Source organism: Autumnicola musiva (genome assembly GCF_031846585.1).
GTDB lineage: Bacteria > Bacteroidota > Bacteroidia > Flavobacteriales > Flavobacteriaceae > Autumnicola > Autumnicola musiva.
The window spans coordinates 335,783-354,535 of the sequence record NZ_JAVRHK010000003.1; the positions used below are offsets into that span (position 1 = coordinate 335,783).

Sequence of the window (18,753 nt, forward strand, 5' to 3'; positions counted from 1 at the left end):
GTAAAAAAAGAATTTAAAATTTTAATTGCTTATTCAGGGATAAGTTTTGGCTATTATTGGGTAAATTTTAGATAGAATATGCTTATTTACCTCTGGAAGCAGTTGTGCTTATTAGGCTTGCGCAGGTGCTGTTTCTGCTTTTACATCCTTTAAATGTCGGATTTTTATATGCAGAGCGGCAAATAACAATGTCATGAACGGACTTATGTAATTGAAAATAGCATAACCAAAATATGAAGTCACCGGAACCCCTAAAACGCCACTGTGATATGCCCCGCAGGTATTCCAGGGAACCAGGACTGAAGTTACCGTACCTGAATCTTCCAGGGAGCGGCTTAAATTTTCTGGAGCAAGGCCTTTCTCGCGATAAGCTTTTGCAAACATTTTTCCCGGTACCACGATAGCAAGGTACTGGTCTGATGCCGTTACGTTGAGTGCAAGGCAACTAAAAACCGTACTGGCAAAAAGTCCAAAAACCGTATGAAATAAATTCAGGAGCGCTTTACTTATCCTGGCAAGAGCGCCAATAGCTTCCATTATTCCACCAAAAACCATGGCACAAATAATAAGCCAGATGGTGCCAAGCATTCCGGCCATTCCGCTGGAAGCAAAAAGATCATTGAGGGCTTCAGAATCGGTTTGCACAGATGTATCTATGGTAATAGCGTTCATAATGCCTTTATAGCCGCTTATAAAATTAAGCTCATCGCTGCCGCTTATTTCCCTTACAATATCAGGCTGAACAATTAGTGCAGCTGCTGCTCCCAATAGTGTTCCTACGAGCAATGCGACGAGAGGGGAGGTTTTCCGCACGATCAGAAAAATAACAATTATCGGGACTACAAATAACCAGGGAGTAATTATGAAAGCAGCATCTATAGAACTTAATATAGCTGAAGTATCAGTAGTTCCTGTTGTATCGAGGTTTAAACCAATAATTATAAAAATAATCAGGGTAACAGTAATGGTAGGGACTGTGGTGATGGCCATATACTTGATATGGGTAAAAAGGTCTGTTCCCGCCATTGCCGGAGCAAGATTTGTAGTGTCACTTAGAGGAGACATTTTATCACCAAAATATGCTCCCGAAAGAATGGCACCTGCTGTCATTCCAAGACTTATACCTAAAGCGTCGGCAATTCCTATAAGAGCAATTCCTACAGTTGCCGAAGTAGTCCAGCTGCTTCCTGTGGCTACAGATATTATTGAACAAATTACCACTGTGGCCGGTAGGAAAATAGTGGGGTTTAAAATCTGAAGTCCATAATAGATCATCGTCGGGATAATCCCACTCACCATCCATGTGCCAGCTAAAGCACCAACCATGAGCAAAATAAGAATTGCACCTGCCGTACTTTTTATATTTCCGGCAACTTCATCTATCATATCATCAAACTTCACTTTATTGAAGTAGCCAACAATGGCGGCCACTGCGCCACCAAGTAATAAAATAAACTGGTTAGAACCACTTAAGGCATCATCCCCATAAACAAACAGGACGTTAAAACCCAGCATTAAAATAAGGGCAAAAACAGGAATTAAAGCTTCCCAGATATGAAGTTCTTTATTTTCTACAATTTGTCCGGTTTCAGGAAAATGCTTTTCTGTTTCCATTCAGTTTTAATTTGTCTAAAGTTGCATATGAGGTCAGAAACTTATATTTCTGGCCGGTAATGTTACGATTTTGCCTGAAGCTATGCAAGGAATAAACTCTGGTGAAGCAGGAGCAGGATCTTATTCCTTTGAATTTTAGGTCTTAAAGTTTTACAAAGCATTTGCGAGGCATTGGTCATTGTAGAGAATAGTCGTACTTTTGAGTTTAATTTTTAGAAAATCAACACAAAAACATAAAATTATGAGTAAATATGATGTTGCGGTTATAGGATCAGGTCCCGGCGGTTATGTGGCGGCCATCCGTTGCGCACAATTGGGAATGAAAACTGCAATCATTGAAAAATATTCAACTCTTGGAGGCACCTGTCTTAATGTAGGTTGTATTCCCAGTAAGGCGCTTCTTGATTCTTCTCATCATTATCATGATGCCGTTGCTCATTTTGAGGAACATGGAATCGAAATTCCGGGGGATATAAAGGTGAACCTGGAGCAAATGATGAAGCGTAAATCTTCTGTGGTAAGCCAAACCTGTGACGGCGTAAAATTCCTTATGGATAAAAACAAAATTGATGTTATCCAGGGAGTTGGATCCTTTGAAGATAAAACACATATAAAAGTTGAAACTTCTGAAGGTGAATCTCAAACTATTGAGGCAAAAAATACTATTATCGCCACAGGCTCAAAACCTTCAAATCTGCCTTTTATAGAATTGGATAAGGAGCGTGTGATAACTTCTACCGAAGCACTTAAGCTAAAGGAAATCCCAAAACATATGATTGTGATTGGGGGAGGGGTTATTGGCCTTGAATTAGGACAGGTTTACCGCCGCCTTGGGGCTGAAGTTACTGTAGTGGAATTTCTGGATAGAATTATCCCAACTATGGATAGTGCACTTTCAAAAGAGTTAACCAAAGTACTAAAAAAGCAGGGTGTGAAATTCCATGTGAGTACTAAAGTGAAATCTGTAGAACGTAAAGGTGATGAGGTAATTATTAAAGCCGACGACAAAAAGGATAAGGAAATTGAAATTAAAGGAGATTATTGTCTTGTTTCCGTTGGCCGCCGTCCTTTCACAGATGGTTTAAATGCTGAAGCTGCCGGAGTGGAAATAGACAATAAAGGCAGAATTAAGGTTGATGAGCATTTAAAAACAGCTGCAGATAATATTTATGCTATTGGCGATGTGGTACGTGGAGTTATGTTAGCACATAAAGCTGAAGAGGAAGGTACTTTTGTTGCTGAAACCCTTGCCGGCCAGAAACCTCATATTGATTATAATCTTATACCCGGGGTGGTATATACCTGGCCCGAGGTTGCATCTGTGGGTAAATCTGAAGAGGATTTAAAAGAAGAAGGTATAAAATATAAATCGGGCAAATTTCCTATGCGTGCTTTGGGCCGTTCAAGAGCGAGTGGAGATCTTGACGGACTGGTGAAAATCCTTGCCGATGAAAAAACTGATGAAGTACTGGGAGTGCATATGATTGGCGCCCGTACTGCCGATCTTATTGCTGAGGCGGTAACGGCAATGGAATATCGTGCTTCTGCTGAGGATATCTCCCGTATGAGTCATGCACATCCAACTTTCGCCGAAGCAGTAAAAGAAGCTGCTTTAGCCGCAACAGATAACAGGGCGTTGCACGTTTAGAAAAAGAATAATTTTAAATCACTTAAAAAAACCATCCTCCTTAAGGGTGGTTTTTTGCTTTAATTTTTTTCGATTTTTATATTAGATCATTTACTATATTTATGCGGTTAATTCTAAATTTTAGAAACTATGGCAAAAGAGAAATCACCCTCTAAAAATTCGGCTAAGAAAGAGCCGGTGTTGAGCTTAAAAGAAAAGCGTGCTGCTAAAGCAGCAAAGAAAAAGAAAAGGACGTAAATTTGTATTGATAATCTAAAGGAACGCGAAAGTGTTCCTTTATTTCTTCTATTTCTTCCTCCTCTTATTTGCATTTTTATCGCCCCGGGTTTTGGGCTTTTTGTATTTTTTTGCGATTTCCCTTCGGTAAGAACCACCAAGATTTTGTTTCCTGTTCTTTTCTTTTTTCTCGTGAAAAGCAGGCCCTGCTTTCTCAGTTCCTTTATTGGGGTTGTTTATCTCAATGGCCCTTGGCTGTTCTTCCGGGATTAATTGTTTAGAAATTTCAACTTCCTGCGGAATTTTAAACTGCGGCACCTCCATATTCATAAGCTGCTCAATATTGCCGAATTTCTCCTTTTCTTTTTCCGTAGTAAAAAGTAGGGCAATACCTTTATTTTCAGCACGGCCGGTTCGGCCAATCCTGTGCATGTAATTTTCAGGATAAGACGGGGTGTCAAAATTTACAACATGCGAAACTTCTTCAATATCCAGCCCGCGTGCCATAACATCTGTAGCTATTAAAATACGAAGTTCTCCTTCTGCAAACTTGCGGAGGCTTCTTAATCTGTAATTCTGACTTTTTCCGGTATGTACCACGCCTGTTTCTTCGGAAAAATCAGCTGAAAGGTTCTCGAAGAGCCTATCGGCAATTCGTTTGTTTTCCATAAAAATCAACACTTTGCTGAAAATTTTTTTTTCAGCTAAAAGATGTTTCAGCAAGTTTGCTTTTGTATTGAAATTTGGAATTTTATAGCTCCTTTGTTCGATATTTTCAAGTGGAGTACCACTTACCGCTACAGAAATTTTTTCAGGAGTTTTAAAATTAGCGGTGATTAAATTTTCCACATTTTCAGTCATAGTAGCTGAAAACATAATACTTTGCCGGTTTTCAGGAAGTAACTCCAGAATATTATTTATTTGAAATTTGAATCCCAAATCCAGCATTACATCAACTTCATCTATTACCAGTTTTTGAACAGATTTCAGCTGAACGGCCCTTCTTAACACAAGATCATAAAGCCGCCGGGGCGTGGCTACCACAATGTCCAGCCCGCGCAGTAAATCCTGGTGCTGGGTGTTAATGTTTACTCCACCATAAACTCCCGCAACCCGAACATTTATATATTTGGCCAGTTTCTCTATCTCTTCCACCACCTGCACCACCAACTCACGGGTAGGAACCAAAATAAGCACACGCGGATTCTTTTGTTCCGAATATTTAAGCATACGCAACAACGGGAGGAGGTATGCAAATGTTTTTCCGGTCCCGGTTTGGGCGATTCCCACAACGTCCCGGCCAGACATTATGGAAGAAAAAGCCTGTTCCTGTATAGGGGTGGGCGTTTGAAAGTTTAAATCTTCCAGCGCGTTACGTAAAGGGGTGCTTAAATTGAGGTCCTGAAAAGTCAAAGTGTTCTTTATTTGCGGCAAAGGTAAGCTTTGAAAATCAAACCGGAAGATAATTTTCTGGTGGAGAAGAAAACGTATATGGAGATTCTCAGAGATTTTAATCTGCTAATATTCCAGACGTCCAGGATTTTGTCTGCTGTCTCATATCCTTTATTTGACGGACTATTTGCCGGAAAAAAATCATAATCTTAAATATTTGCAACCTTTCGGAACTGCTTTCTCGGGACTTTACTAAGCTGAAGATGAGGGTAGCTTTTTGGTCATTGGCCCTGGAGATGTTCGCTGTTTCGGGGCATAATACAGCGCGTGGTACGCAGGTTTTATTTCGTTTTCCTGATATCCTATTATTTAGCCCAATAGGTAAACCACATTATCCATGTAGCATAAAAAACAAATGGGCAAATTATAGAATTGGCTAATAATAGTAATGCAAATGATTTCTTTACAAAGTGGAGTATAAGTCCGATAATCAAATTTATTCCGAATAAGAATAAAATAATTTGTAAAGTTTCAAGCGCAGAGCTTAATTCGGGCTTCGCCAGGTAATACCAAAGTCCCATCAGGAACAATTCCATGATAAAAATTCCAATACCAAATTTTACTATTTTATGATGTTCCATGGTTTCTTTTTTACTTATATACCACTTGCCATATTAATTCTGACGGTAAAGTCTTCTACTATGTCGGGAGGATTTATTCTGTTTTTTCGAGCTCAGTTCTGAAATTTATCTACACCTAATATACTGTTATTAATTAACTTACTCAATAATAATCTTATAAGCAGCCTCAAATTCTTTTCCCGCTCCCAGGCTCAAAATACCTTCCTTGTTTTTAAGGTTTTGGTCTGTCCCTTCTACATCTGCAATGCCCAGCCAGGGCTCAATACAAATGTAAGGTGCGCCTGGTTTTGCCCAAATTCCCAGGTTCTTGAAATCGGGATATTCTACGCTAAGAATAGTTCCTGATATTTTACTTTTTAAAGACACTTTTTTGGAAGAGATATTTTTGAAAATCAGCGCATCACGATCAAAAAGATGTTTGTGAAGCTGAATTTGCGCTGAATTTTCCAGCACTTTTTCGGTTTTATTGCTCAGCAGTCCGTTTTCATTAAGAAGATAAGTCTCCAAATTCATTTTTTGGTCGAACTCAAGGTAGTAATCTTCATATTCTTCATTTTCATTTACAGGAGCATTAAAAGCCGGATGCCCGCCAACAGAAAAATACATGGTTTTATTATCAAGATTGGTGATTTTATGGCCAATCTCAAGAGTTTTTCCTTTCAGCTTAAAAATAATCTGGAAATCGAACTTAAAAGGATAAATCTTAAGGGTTTCTTCGGAATAAATTAATTCAAAAACCAGTTTGTCATTGGTTTTTTCCTTTAACCTGATATTTTTATTATTCCGCAACATCCCGTGTTTGGGCATTTCATATTTTTCTCCTTTGTACAGAAAAAATCCGTCCTTTAAAATGCCAATTATCGGAAACAGGTTAGGAGCATGGCTGTTCCATATTTCAGGATTCGCCTGCCAGAGATGTTCCTTGCCTGTAGTAAGGTTTTTTATGCTGCACAATTCGGCACCTTTTTCAAGAATACTGATTTTTAAATGCTCATTTGAGATCGAATACTTTTCCAAAGTTGTAGTTAGTTACAGGTTTGAAGCCTAAAGTTACAATCAATAATTTTCTTCTTCATAAACTCTTTTTGCTATTTTTAGTCGAAATAAAATTGCCATATGAAAAAGATCCTTGCCTTTGCCGGTTCCAACAGCAGTGTTTCCTTAAATCATCTTCTCCTTAGCCATGTTTCTGAAAGAATCCAGGGGCATGAAATAAAGCTCATGAAGCTTACTGAATATGAATTCCCCATGTACAGTGCAGATCATGAAAAGGGAAAAGGAATTCCCCTGAATGTTCGAATCATGAAAAACCTAATTGATGAAAGCGATGCCCTGGTAATTGCGGTTAATGAACATAACGGGATGGTATCGGCATTTTTTAAGAATTTCCTGGACTGGATGTCCCGTGCCGACAGGAATTTCCTGAAAGACAAAAAAATACTGCTAATTAGCACTTCTCCCGGTGCGCGCGGAGGCTCTTCTTCCCTGGAATATGTAAAAAATATTTTACCCAGGTTTGGTGGGCAGGTAATAGAAAGCTTCAGTTTTCCCTCTTTTAATGACAATTTTCAGGACAATAAAGTGCTAAACGAGGTGCTGGATATGGGAATTGAAGATGTCTTGACTACCTTTGCGCACCAAATTGAAAGTTAAGTGCGCACCACCAAATCCTACAAATTAGAGAACCCTATAAAGTTTAAAGAGCAGTTATTCCAATGGAGCCGGCAGGCATATGAAGTTGCCTGGCTGGATAGTAATAATCATTATTCTGAAGCGGGAAATTTCGATACCCTGCTCGCTATAAATGCTTTTACCGCCATAAAAACAGATACTTACCAGGCCTTTGATAAGTTTCGGGAATACCAGGAAACTACTAAGGACTGGATTTTTGGTTATCTTTCTTATGATTTGAAAAATGATGTGGAGCAGCTAAGATCCAGGAATTTCGACGGATTATTTTTTCCGGAGCTGTACTTTTTTCAGCCTCAAAAAATTATTCAGTTGAATGGAAATACTGCGAAATTTCATTATCTGCGAATGGTTGATGATGAAATGGATGCAGATTTTGAAGAGATTCTTTCTTTAGCGGAAAGAGGAGAGACTATAGAGAAAAGAGCGGAAGAAATTGAAATTAAACAGAGAATTTCGAAAGAAAGTTATTTGCAGAAGGTTGAAAATATGCTTTCCCATATTCAGCGTGGGGATATTTATGAAGCCAATTTCTGCCAGGAATTCTATGCTGAAAACTGCAAAATTGAACCCGAAACTGTTTTTGCTGAATTGAACAGGATTTCCAGTCCGCCTTTTGCCACTTTCCTAAAACTGGAACAGCATTACCTTATGTGCGCTTCTCCTGAGCGATATTTGAAGAAAACCGGCAACAAAATTATTTCTCAACCGATTAAGGGAACGGCACGAAGGTCTCAAAATGCTGCTGAAGACCGGGAAATTGCAAAAATGCTGGAAATAGATCCTAAGGAGATTTCAGAAAATGTGATGATTGTTGACCTTGTTCGGAATGATCTTTCAAAAATTGCCCAAAAGGGCAGTGTGAAAGTGGAAGAACTTTGCAAAGTGCACAGTTTTAAACAGGTGCATCAGCTAATTTCCTCAATTTCAGCAGAACTGGAAGCAGATATTCCCGCGGTTGAAGCGCTAAGGGCAACTTTTCCCATGGGAAGCATGACTGGCGCACCAAAAATTTCAGCAATGAAAATTATTGAAGAGCTGGAAGAAACTAAACGTGGGCTTTATAGTGGCGCGGTGGGCTATTTTACTCCTGAAGGTGATTTTGATTTTAATGTGGTGATAAGGAGCATTCTTTATAATAAAGAAAACCAATATTTGTCATTTTCTGTAGGTGGCGCCATCACGGCAAAATCTAATTCCGAAATGGAATATGAAGAATGCCTGCTGAAGGCAAAAGCCATGCGGGAAGCTTTATCTGCTTCATCTTAAACTTATCTTTTTTTAAATTTTTGTTAGCAGCTTTGTATCTTTGGGTATCATGGAAAAAGCTTTTCGAAATTTGATAAAATCCCGCTTTCCCTATTTAGGCGGCAAAAAATTGCTGCTGGCGGTAAGCGGTGGTGTAGACAGCATAGCGCTGGCATACCTGTGCAAAAATGCAAAGCTGGATTTTTCCATAGCACATTGCAATTTCAATCTGCGCGGGGAAGAGAGCGATGCAGATGAGGATTTTGTGATTGAGCTTGCCGATGAGCTGGAAGTGGAGATTTTTACTCAGAATTTCGATACCGAGGCTTTTGCTGAGGAAGCCAGAATTTCTATTCAAATGGCGGCAAGGGAACTCCGCTACAACTGGTTTGACGAACTAAGTCGAACGCTTGGGTTTGATTATGTGCTTTTAGCCCATCATGCCAATGATAATCTGGAAACTTTCCTGATTAACATGGTTCGCGGGACCGGGCTGGAAGGTTTAAGCGGGATTCATGCGGAAAAGGAGACGCTCATCAGGCCGCTATTGGATTTTTCAAGAAAAGAAATTGAAAATTATGCTGAGCAAAACCAGATAAAGTGGCGGGAAGACAGCAGTAATTCTTCTACAAAATACCTTCGGAATAAAATACGCCATGAAATTGTGCCCGCGCTGGAAGAGCTTAATCCCCAATTATTACAGGGGTTTAAACAAACGCAGTCTTATTTAAAGGAAAGCGAAGCCCTGGTTGAAGATTATATGAGCCTGATTTACCCAAAAGCAATTCAGAAAAATCAATTTGGATATGAGCTGGACATCAATTTTCTAAAGAAAATTCCTAATACAAAAGCCGTTCTATATCAGCTTTTAAAAACCTTTGGCTTTACCGAATGGAATGATGTCTATAATTTACTCGAAGCACAACCCGGGAAAATGGTTTTTTCAGAAGAATACCGGCTTGTAAAAGACAGGGGAAAATTATTGCTTACAGAAATTAATCATCCTGAAGATAAACTGTACCAGATTGCGGAAGGGGAGGAGATGGTAATGCTGCCCATGGGGAGAATTGCATTTGCTGAAGTGGATAAAATAGAGAAAGATCAGGAGTATTCAAGGATTTTTGTAGATGCCCGGAAACTGCAATTTCCGCTCACGGTAAGAAAATGGCAGGTTGGAGATTTCTTTTGTCCTTTTGGAATGAAAGGCAGGAAGAAAATCAGTGATTTCTTTAAAGACAAGAAAATGTCCCTTCCTGAAAAAGAAAATACCTGGCTGCTGTGTTCCGGCGAAAATATTGTTTGGGTGATTGGCCACAGGGCAGATGACCGCTACAAGGTTACTTCAGAAACAGCAAAAATCCTAAAAATAAGTTGTTCCTTTTAGGTTTTAAAAGCTAAAAAATGAAATTTCTTTAGCTTTAAGGCGGTAATTTCTATCTTTAGCAGCTTTAAAAAATCCCAAGATGAAATTATTCCGAATTATTCTAGTGCTTAACATTTTTATTTTTGTTGGGGCACAGTCTTTTGCACAACTTCAGGAAGATTATGAAGTTGCTGAACATTATAATAAAATGGAAGTGGATATCCCCATGAGGGATGGTACAAAGCTGCACACCACTATTTATTCTCCAAAAGATACTTCTGAAGAATATCCAATTATAATGCAAAGAACACCTTATAGTTCCCGGCCATACGGGGATGGGCAGTTCAGGTCTAAAATTGGTCCAAATGAATACCTGATGCAACAGGGAAACATCATTGTTTATCAGGATGTGCGTGGTAGATGGATGAGTGAAGGCCAGTATGACAATATGCGACCTTTTCTTCCGAATAAAAAAGGAGAAGAGTTTGACGAAGCCAGTGATACCTATGATACTATTGAGTGGCTGGTAAATAATGTTAAAAACAACAATGGCAGGGTGGGTACATGGGGAATTTCTTATCCCGGGTTTTACGCTACTTATTCCCTGCTTAGTGAGCACCCGGCGCTAAAAGCGGTTTCCCCGCAGGCGAGCATAAGCGATTTCTTTTTTGACGATTTTCATCATAACGGCGCATACCTTCTAAGTTATTGGAGGGCTACAGCACTTTTTGGTTATCAAAAAGATGGCCCTAAAGATGAAGCCTGGTACAATTTGCCCGGTTTGGGAACACAGGACCAGTACCAGTTTTTTCTTGATGCCGGCCCTTTAAGCAATCTTGATGAATATTATAAAGAAGATAATGAATTCTGGCAGCAATTAAAGAACCACCCAAATTATGATCAATTCTGGCAGGATCGCGGAATTGTTCAATATATGAAAGGAATAAAACCTGCAGTGATGATTGTAGGCGGACTTTTTGACGCTGAAGATTTATATGGCCCTTTTCATATATATAAGAGCATTGAAAAGAACAGCGATAACTATAATAGTCTGGTATTTGGTCCCTGGAGCCATGGAGATTGGGCCAGAGCTGAAGAAAGGCAGACCGTTGGAAATATCTATTTTGGAGATAATATTTCCCGAAATTTCCAGAAAGATTATGAAACGGTTTTCTTTAATCATTTCTTAAAAGGAGAAGCGGATGCGGAAACAGGACTTGCTGAAGCCCGTATTTACGATACAGGAGAAAGAATGTGGAATAATTATTCAGAATGGCCTCCCGAAAATACAGAAGAAAAGATGTTTTACCTGGGTGATGATCAAAAATTGACCAATTTGCCTACAGATACAAAACAGGAATTTGTGAGCGATCCTAAAAAGCCTGTTTCCTACAATAATGAAATTAAGACTGTTTTTACTCCACGGGAATACATGACCGGGGATCAGCGCTTTGCGGCAAGACGGCCGGACGTGCTGGTTTTTGAAACTGAAGTATTGGAAGACCTTAAAATGGCTGGCCCTATAGAGGCTATGCTGGAGGTAGCCACTACAGGAACTGCGGCAGATTGGGTGGTTAAAGTAATAGATGTTTTTCCCCCAGATGCTGAAGATTACGAAGAAACCCCTGCTCATCTTAAAATGAGCAATTATCACATGATGGTTCGCAGTGAGGTGATGCGCGGAAGATTCAGAAATAGCTTTGAAAATCCCGAGCCTTTTGAACCTAACCGAAAAACAGCAGTAAATATCGAATTGCAGGACGTAAACCATACTTTTAAAAAAGGGCATAAACTGCAAATACAGGTGCAGAGTACGTGGTTTCCTTTGATAGATCGTAATCCGCAAACGTATGTACCTAATATCTTTAAGGCTAAAGAAGAAGATTTTCAAAAGCAGACACATACAATTTATGGCGATTCAGCTATAAAATTTTCTGTTTTAAATGAATAGCCTATGAAATTGATTAAATTAATTCCGCTGCTGGTATTGCTGATTTTTTGCTCCTGTAAGGAGGAAAAAAAAGTGCTTTCTGCGGCAGACCTGGAAGAGAATTCTGAAAAGCTGAACAGTTACTTTGAAGAGCAGTTTCAGCAGGAGGTGGAGGAATCTCCTATGTTACAAACCCGGTTAGGAATAAAAACCGACTACGGGAAATGGGATGATTTTTCTTCTGAAGAATATGTCCGGGATCTTGAGCAGGCTAAAGAACGATTAAAGTATCTGAAAGATGTTGATTCTGAATCCTTAAATAAAGCTACACAATTAAGCTATATGCTTTACAGGCAGCAGCAGGAAAACGCTATAGAAGACTTTGAGTACCGTTTCTATGATTATCCCATCAATCAAATGTTTGGATATCACTCCAGCTTACCTGCTTTTCTTATAAATATGCACAGTATAGACTCTGTTAGTGATGCTGAAGCCTATATTTCCCGGCTTCAGGGTTTTCCTAAAGCTTTTGAAGACATAGTTGAAAACCTGAAAATCAGAGAGCAGAATGGAGTGATACCTCCAAGATTTGTTTTTGAAAAAGTTCTGGACGATTCCCGGAATATTATAAACGGAAAACCTTTTATGAAATCTGCTGAAGTAAGTACGCTGCTTAATGATTTTAAAACCAAGATAGGTGCTTTAAACATTTCCGAAGAAAAACAGCAGCAGTTAACTGCAAGTGCAGAGAAAGTTTTGGTTGAAAATGTAAAGCCGGCCTACAAGAATTTAATAGCTTTTATGGAAGATCAGCAGCAAAGGGCAACCGGAGAAGCGGGAGTTTGGAAATTTCCAAAAGGAGATGCTTTTTACAACAATCGCCTCCAGAGGATTACTACCACCAATTTAACCGCAGAGGAAATCCATAAATTCGGGCTGAATGAGGTAGCCAGAATTCACAGGGAGATGGAGGAAATCATGAAAAATGTGAGATTTGATGGTTCACTTCAGGATTTCTTTGGATTCATGCGAACTAATGAGAAATTTTATTACGAGGATTCTGAAGTGGGACGGCAGAAATATCTGGCAGATGCTAAAGCTATAATTGACAGGATGCGAAAAAAGCTCCCGGATTTGTTCAATACTTTGCCGGAAGCAGATATTGTGGTTAAGGCAGTTGAGCCATTCAGGGAAAAAAGTGCCGGGAAAGCATTTTATCAGCAACCTGCTATAGATGGTTCAAGACCTGGTACCTTTTATGCAAATTTATATGATATGAATGCAATGCCTACCTATCAGCTGGAGGCACTGGCTTATCACGAAGGGATTCCCGGGCACCATATGCAAATTGCCATTGCTCAGGAACTTGATGAAGTACCCGATTTTAGAAAACACAGTTTCTACACTGCATACGTGGAAGGCTGGGGCTTGTATAGTGAACTACTTCCAAAGGAAATTGGTTTTTATAAAGACCCTTATGCAGATTTTGGACGTTTGGCAATGGAACTTTGGAGAGCTTGTAGACTGGTGGTGGATACTGGAATACATGCTAAAAAATGGACACGTGAGGAAGGAATTGCATACTATAAACAAAATACCCCCAATGCTGAAAGCGATGCCATTAAAATGGTGGAGCGGCACATTGTAATGCCGGGGCAGGCGACAGCATATAAAATAGGAATGAATAAAATTCTGGAATTAAGAGAAAAAGCAGCAGCAGAATTGGGAGAAAATTTTGATCTACGTGAATTTCATGATGTAGTTTTGTTGGACGGTGCCATTCCGCTGAACATCCTTGAAAAAAAGGTGGAAGAGTGGATTGAGCAAAAACAGTAAAAAAGAAAACTTTGGATAAAACAAGTGCAAAGGATCTTAAGTTGTTAACGCTTAAGAACAGTAGTAAAACAGAAGTGAAAATCCTCAATTTAGGGGCTTCGCTTTTCAGTATGAAGATGTTTGCCACCTCAGGAAAAAAAGTTAATATTCTCGTGTCTCCTAAATCAGCTGAAGAATACCTCACCGGTCGCTATAAAATTCATAATAAATGTTTTGGTGGTTCCATAGGACGTTATGCTGGAAGGATTTCAGGTGGGAAATTTAGTCTGGACGGGGAGGATTATTCACTTTATCAGACCGAGGGCGTACATCTGCATGGGGGCGATTGCGGTTTTCAGGATAAATTATGGAAAGTGGAGGAAGAAACTGAAGGAAGTAATCCTTCGCTTACTTTATCTTATCTTAGTGAAGATGGGGAGGAAGGTTATCCCGGCAATCTAAAAATTTTTGTTACCTACACACTTTCTGAAGAAGATGAACTTAAAGTTGTTTATACTGCTGAAACCGATAAAAAAACCATAATTAACCTTACTAATCATGCCTATTTTAATTTGAACGGAGAGGGCAGTGTGAGTGATCATTTCCTTTGTATCAATGCCGATAAAATTCTTGAAGTTGATGAGAAACAACTGCCTACAGGGAATTTTATTAACCTGAGAAAAAAGTTTAAGAACTTTAGTGAAAATAAGCTTATAGGGAACCGGCCTCTGGATGATACATTCGTTCTTAATTCTGACGATAAAGAGGTTGCCGCCAGATTGTTTGCCCCGCTAACGGGAATAAAAATGGAAATGAAAACCAACCAAAGGGCTATTGTAGCTTATGCCCCTGAGGAATTACCTGAAGATCTTAATTATCAAACCAAGATTTCTCCTGAATATCCTTCGCTCTGTCTGGAAGCACAGAATTTTCCTGATGCTCCCAACCTTAGAAATTTTCCTTCGTCTATTTTGGAACCCGGCGAAACATACCGCAACGAAATTTCCTTTAAATTTTCAGTAAAGAGATAGATAAAAAGTTTTTAAACGTAAAATTTACCTTTTTAAATTTTAAAAGTTATATTTAACAAAAATTTTACACGTACATGGAATTTGAATTACTCGATCAGATAGTTTTTGCTGCCTATGCATTAATGATTATTGGAATAGGTTTATGGGTTTCCCGGGGTAAGGGAGAGACTTCAGAAGATTATTTTCTTGCCAGTAAATCCCTGCCGTGGTGGGCTATTGGTGCATCTCTGATTGCTGCCAATATTTCTGCGGAACAATTTATTGGTATGTCGGGTTCAGGTTTTGCTATTGGCCTGGCGATAGCCTCCTATGAGTGGATGGCGGCTATAACTCTTTTGGTTGTGGGGAAATTCTTTCTGCCCATTTTTATTGAGAAAAAGCTTTATACCATTCCCGAATTCGTTGAGGTTCGTTACAGCAAAAACCTAAAAACCATTCTGGCAGTTTTCTGGCTTTGTCTTTTTGTTTTTGTGAATCTTACTTCTGTTCTTTATTTAGGAGCTACTGCTCTGGATACCATAATTGGAACAGGAGACGGATCAATTTTTATAGAATCTATTATCGGCCTGGCATTGTTTGCTGCAGCATATTCCTTGTATGGCGGCCTTTCAGCCGTAGCGTGGACAGATGTGGTACAGGTAGTGCTTTTAATTATAGGTGGACTTATAACTACATTTATAGCCTTATCCCATGTTTCTGAAAGCGGGGGGATTATAGACGGTATGGTTACTGTTTATGAACAGGTTCCTGAAAAATTTTCTATGATCCTTGAAAAAGGGGAAATTTTGACTCCTAACGGAAAAGATGCCTGGTGGGATTTACCCGGCCTCGCAGTGCTTGTGGGAGGAATGTGGGTGGCCAACCTTTATTACTGGGGCTTTAACCAGTATATTATCCAGCGTACCTTAGCCGCGAAAAGTTTGCAGGAATCACAAAAAGGTATAGTGTTAGCAGGATTTCTTAAATTGTTAATTCCATTAATCGTGGTAATTCCGGGAATTATTGCTTTCGTTATGAATACAGATGCAGGAGGTAATATCGCGCAGGGGGTGACAGATGCATCTTTCTTCAGTGGAACAGGTACAATTATAAACGATAATGCCTCTCCCTGGTTAATCAAGGAATTTGTACCTGCAGGTTTAAAAGGACTGGTGGTAGCCGCGCTTGCCGCTGCGATTGTTTCTTCAGTAGCATCAATGCTTAATTCTACAGCCACGATCTTTACCATGGATATCTACAAGCCGTTTTTTCAAAAAAATAAGTCTGAGAAAGGATTGGTAACCGTAGGAAGAATATCTGCTACATTAGCATTGATTATTGCCATTATCCTGGCGCCACAACTTAAAAGTCTTGGACAGGTATTTCAATACATTCAGGAGTATACCGGCGTTGTTAGTCCGGGTATCTTAGCTGTATTCATGCTTGGCTTGTTCTGGAAAAAAACAACTAATAAGGCGGCAATTTTAGGAGTTCTGGTTTCCATTCCTATTGCTCTTTATTTCAAAGTGGGGCCTAATGGTTGGATCGATTCACCATTATTTATTAACTGGCCGTTTATGCACCAGATGATGGCTACCTGGATTCTTACCATGTTGATTATGGTTATTATAAGTTATGCTGAAGCAAAAGGAAGAAATCACGAAAAATCGATTGTTTTTTCGAAGGATTTATTTAAAACCGGACCGGTGTTTAATATTTGCAGTTTTGCGATATTACTAATAGTAGCAATGCTTTACGCCTTGTTCTGGTAACAGTTTACCTTTAAAATTAATTTGGAGAAGATACTGTAGATTGGGTTGTGTGTGAAAATAGAAAATTGAGGAGCCCGATGCAATAATAATGTTACTACTATTTAGAAGAAACAAATTAGCAGTTTCTATGTAATGGCAATTATTGGAAATCATTTAGAATCATATCGGAAGAATAAATCTCTAAACATTTTATTATGAATGCACATGAAATAGATTACCAGATTTTTGGAGAGGAAATGCAATATGTGGAACTTGAACTTGATCCTTCTGAAGCCGTTATTGCTGAAGCCGGTAATTTTATGATGATGGATAATGGCATCAGGATGAATACTATTTTTGGTGATGGTTCAGCTAAAGATGAAGGTTTTCTTGGTAAGGTTCTGGGAGCAGGAAAGCGTCTACTTACTGGTGAAAGCCTTTTTATGACCATTTTCAGCAATGAAATTGAGGGGAAGAAGAAAATAAGTTTTGCTTCACCTTATCCCGGTAAAATTCTGCCGATAGATCTCACCCGTTTTAACGGAAAATTCATTTGCCAGAAAGATGCTTTCTTATGTGCGGCTAAAGGAGTTTCTATCGGAATCGAATTCAGCAAAAAACTGGGTCGTGGATTATTTGGGGGAGAAGGTTTCATTATGCAGAAGGTTGAAGGAGATGGAATGGCCTTTGTTCATGCCGGCGGTACCATGGCAACAAAAGAATTACAGCCAGGTGAGAAATTAAAAGTGGATACGGGTTGCATAATCGGTTTTACACAGGATGTTGATTATGATATAGAATTTGTAGGTGGAATCAAAAACACCATTTTTGGGGGAGAAGGATTGTTCTTTGCAACTTTAACCGGCCCGGGTACGGTTTATATACAGTCGTTACCATTTAGCAGGCTGGCAAGCAGGATTCATCAGGCAGCCCCACAGGGAGGAGGTAAAGATAAAGGAGAAGGGAGTATTTTAGGAGGATTGGGAGATATGATGAGTGGTGATAATCGTTTCTGATTTGTTAAAAAACTACTGAAATAGAAGAAGAACAATTTTATTTTTATATATTTATTGCAAATCTTCTAGTTTATTGAGCAAAAACTACTCACTTTTTAATCAACCTAATTCTAACTAAACCAATATCAAATTATGGCGAGAGCGATGTTTGATTACACCAAGATTGTACTTGATAAAGTAAGTTTTGATGCTAATTTGTTCTGTAAGGAGGTGAAAAAGGCCATCCAGAGATTATTGCCTCATGAAATTGAAGAATTGAGGATCTGGATTATGTCTCTTATCAAGCAGAACCCTGAACTTAATGATTGTTTAATTTATTTAGATGAATAGAAAAAGCGGCTTCAGGGCCGCTTTTGTGATTTAGCATCGGATTGAAGGATTAATTTCCCAAGGTTTACTTCAAAAAAATTGAAATTGTTTTCCAGTTCATTTCGGGCTTGCCCCAAAGTTTTTAATTTTCTACAATTATTTCTTATTTACCGGACTGATAATCTGTACATTCTGAAAAGCAATTGCTCCTTTTACAACGCCAGCTATAGTGCTGCGTAAAGCCTCAATAATTTGCATTTTTAATTCGCTGCGATTGTATATAAGGCTCACTTCCCGCGCAGGTACAGGGTCTTCAAACATCTTTAAGTTGCCCTTTTCAACATCTTTTATTTCCAGGGTGTGTAGATAAGGAAGCAGGGTCATTCCCAGGCCTTCATTGGCAAGTTTAATAAGAGTTTCAAAACTCCCGCTTTCCAGCTGAAAATGATCATCACTAAAGCCGCGGGAAACTTTGCATAAATTTATTATTCCATCTTTAAAACAATGTCCATCCTGTAACAGCAAAATATCATCCAGATCAAGATCTCCTACAGCAATTTTGTTTTTTTTATGAAGCCGGTGAGATGGCGGGATGTATCCAACAAAGGGTTCATAATAAAGTACGTTTTCCTTTATTCCCTCCTGCTCAAGCGGTGTTGCAGCAATGGCAGCATCAAGATGGCCTTCTTTTAATTTTTCAATAATAGACTGTGTATTCAGCTCTTCTATCTTGAGTTTTACCTTTGGGTATTTTTTTATAAAATTGTTGATGAACAAAGGCAACAAAGTAGGCATAACTGTAGGAATTACGCCAAGTCTAAAGATTCCTCCCACATATCCTTTTTGCTGATCTACAATATCCTGAATCCTGTCGCTTTCATTTACAATATTTCGGGCCTGGTGCACAATTTTCTGCCCGGTTTCGGTAAGCTGAATGGGTTTTTTCGTTCTGTCAAATATTTGCACATCCAGTTCTTCTTCCAGTTTTTGGATTTGCATGCTTAAAGTAGGCTGCGTCACAAAAACCTTTTGGGCGGCTTTCGTAAAATTTTTATGTTCGGCAACCGCCAATACATAGTGGAGCTGGGTAATAGTCATAAAGGCTAAAATT

The 18,753-nt window shown here is 39.0% G+C and carries 15 protein-coding genes; 10 read left to right on the forward strand and 5 right to left on the reverse strand.

Going from position 1 to position 18,753, the window contains the following annotated elements; genetic code table 11:
* Positions 1-111: 111 nt before the first annotated feature.
* Entirely contained in the window at positions 112-1,614 is a 1,503-nt protein-coding gene (gene nhaC / locus RM539_RS06420; protein ID WP_311502551.1) for a Na+/H+ antiporter NhaC, read from the reverse strand.
* A 241-nt stretch (positions 1,615-1,855) separates the two neighbouring features.
* On the opposite strand from nhaC, the gene lpdA reads away from it, so the two are divergent.
* Positions 1,856-3,262: a dihydrolipoyl dehydrogenase gene (gene lpdA / locus RM539_RS06425; RefSeq protein WP_311502552.1), complete on the forward strand. Its 1,407-nt coding sequence runs from the start codon at positions 1,856-1,858 to the stop codon at positions 3,260-3,262.
* Positions 3,263-3,547: 285 nt separating this feature from the next.
* Here lpdA and RM539_RS06430 read toward each other — a convergent pair whose 3' ends face one another.
* From RM539_RS06430 to RM539_RS06440, 3 genes are all read right to left on the reverse strand, one after another.
* Positions 3,548-4,891 carry a DEAD/DEAH box helicase gene (locus tag RM539_RS06430; RefSeq protein WP_311502553.1) on the reverse strand — a complete coding sequence of 448 codons (1,344 nt, stop codon included), beginning with the start codon at positions 4,889-4,891 and terminating at the stop codon, positions 3,548-3,550.
* A 344-nt stretch (positions 4,892-5,235) separates the two neighbouring features.
* The gene (locus RM539_RS06435) at positions 5,236-5,511 is read right to left on the reverse strand and encodes a hypothetical protein (protein WP_311502554.1); all 276 of its coding nucleotides are present in this window, start codon (positions 5,509-5,511) and stop codon (positions 5,236-5,238) included.
* A 138-nt stretch (positions 5,512-5,649) separates the two neighbouring features.
* Entirely contained in the window at positions 5,650-6,528 is an 879-nt protein-coding gene (locus tag RM539_RS06440) for an aldose 1-epimerase family protein (RefSeq protein ID WP_311502555.1), read from the reverse strand.
* A 99-nt stretch (positions 6,529-6,627) separates the two neighbouring features.
* Between RM539_RS06440 and RM539_RS06445 the strand changes: the two genes are divergently transcribed.
* The 9 genes from RM539_RS06445 (at position 6,628) to RM539_RS06485 (ending at position 17,663) form a co-directional block, all read left to right on the forward strand.
* Positions 6,628-7,164, forward strand: coding sequence for an NADPH-dependent FMN reductase (locus tag RM539_RS06445; protein ID WP_311502556.1), 537 nt, complete (start codon positions 6,628-6,630; stop codon positions 7,162-7,164).
* Positions 7,165-8,469, forward strand: a complete 1,305-nt coding sequence (pabB, locus tag RM539_RS06450; RefSeq protein WP_311502557.1) for an aminodeoxychorismate synthase component I — start codon at positions 7,165-7,167, stop codon at positions 8,467-8,469. It begins immediately after the preceding gene.
* A 49-nt stretch (positions 8,470-8,518) separates the two neighbouring features.
* Complete coding sequence (tilS, locus tag RM539_RS06455; RefSeq protein WP_311502558.1) at positions 8,519-9,832, forward strand: tRNA lysidine(34) synthetase TilS; 1,314 nt, start codon at positions 8,519-8,521, stop codon at positions 9,830-9,832.
* A gap of 79 nt (positions 9,833-9,911) precedes the next feature.
* A complete protein-coding gene (locus RM539_RS06460; RefSeq protein WP_311502559.1) occupies positions 9,912-11,762 on the forward strand; it encodes a CocE/NonD family hydrolase in 1,851 nt (616 codons plus the stop codon).
* A gap of 3 nt (positions 11,763-11,765) precedes the next feature.
* The gene (locus RM539_RS06465) at positions 11,766-13,577 is read left to right on the forward strand and encodes a DUF885 domain-containing protein (protein WP_311502560.1); all 1,812 of its coding nucleotides are present in this window, start codon (positions 11,766-11,768) and stop codon (positions 13,575-13,577) included.
* 11 nt (positions 13,578-13,588) lie between these two features.
* Positions 13,589-14,587, forward strand: coding sequence for an aldose epimerase family protein (locus tag RM539_RS06470; RefSeq protein WP_311502561.1), 999 nt, complete (start codon positions 13,589-13,591; stop codon positions 14,585-14,587).
* A 74-nt stretch (positions 14,588-14,661) separates the two neighbouring features.
* Positions 14,662-16,338, forward strand: a complete 1,677-nt coding sequence (locus RM539_RS06475) for a sodium/sugar symporter (protein ID WP_311502562.1) — start codon at positions 14,662-14,664, stop codon at positions 16,336-16,338.
* Between the two features lie 194 nt (positions 16,339-16,532).
* Positions 16,533-17,333 (forward strand): TIGR00266 family protein, encoded by an 801-nt coding sequence (locus tag RM539_RS06480; RefSeq protein ID WP_311502563.1) that lies wholly within the window; start codon positions 16,533-16,535, stop codon positions 17,331-17,333.
* Positions 17,334-17,465: 132 nt separating this feature from the next.
* A complete protein-coding gene (locus RM539_RS06485; RefSeq protein WP_311502564.1) occupies positions 17,466-17,663 on the forward strand; it encodes a hypothetical protein in 198 nt (65 codons plus the stop codon).
* Positions 17,664-17,798: 135 nt separating this feature from the next.
* On the opposite strand, the gene RM539_RS06490 is transcribed toward RM539_RS06485, so the two are convergent.
* Positions 17,799-18,740, reverse strand: a complete 942-nt coding sequence (locus RM539_RS06490; RefSeq protein WP_311502565.1) for a LysR family transcriptional regulator — start codon at positions 18,738-18,740, stop codon at positions 17,799-17,801.
* Positions 18,741-18,753 lie beyond the last annotated feature (13 nt).

Excerpts from the sequence above, each read along its gene's own strand:
- nhaC (WP_311502551.1), bottom strand. The coding sequence starts at position 1,614 with ATGGAAACAGAAAAGCATTTTCCTGAAACCGGACAAATTGTAGAAAAT.
- lpdA (WP_311502552.1), top strand. The coding sequence starts at position 1,856 with ATGAGTAAATATGATGTTGCGGTTATAGGATCAGGTCCCGGCGGTTAT.
- RM539_RS06435 (WP_311502554.1), bottom strand. The coding sequence starts at position 5,511 with ATGGAACATCATAAAATAGTAAAATTTGGTATTGGAATTTTTATCATG.
- RM539_RS06445 (WP_311502556.1), top strand. The coding sequence starts at position 6,628 with ATGAAAAAGATCCTTGCCTTTGCCGGTTCCAACAGCAGTGTTTCCTTA.
- tilS (WP_311502558.1), top strand. The coding sequence starts at position 8,519 with ATGGAAAAAGCTTTTCGAAATTTGATAAAATCCCGCTTTCCCTATTTA.
- RM539_RS06460 (WP_311502559.1), top strand. The coding sequence starts at position 9,912 with ATGAAATTATTCCGAATTATTCTAGTGCTTAACATTTTTATTTTTGTT.
- RM539_RS06465 (WP_311502560.1), top strand. The coding sequence starts at position 11,766 with ATGAAATTGATTAAATTAATTCCGCTGCTGGTATTGCTGATTTTTTGC.
- RM539_RS06475 (WP_311502562.1), top strand. The coding sequence starts at position 14,662 with ATGGAATTTGAATTACTCGATCAGATAGTTTTTGCTGCCTATGCATTA.
- RM539_RS06480 (WP_311502563.1), top strand. The coding sequence starts at position 16,533 with ATGAATGCACATGAAATAGATTACCAGATTTTTGGAGAGGAAATGCAA.
- RM539_RS06485 (WP_311502564.1), top strand. The coding sequence starts at position 17,466 with ATGGCGAGAGCGATGTTTGATTACACCAAGATTGTACTTGATAAAGTA.
- RM539_RS06490 (WP_311502565.1), bottom strand. The coding sequence starts at position 18,740 with ATGACTATTACCCAGCTCCACTATGTATTGGCGGTTGCCGAACATAAA.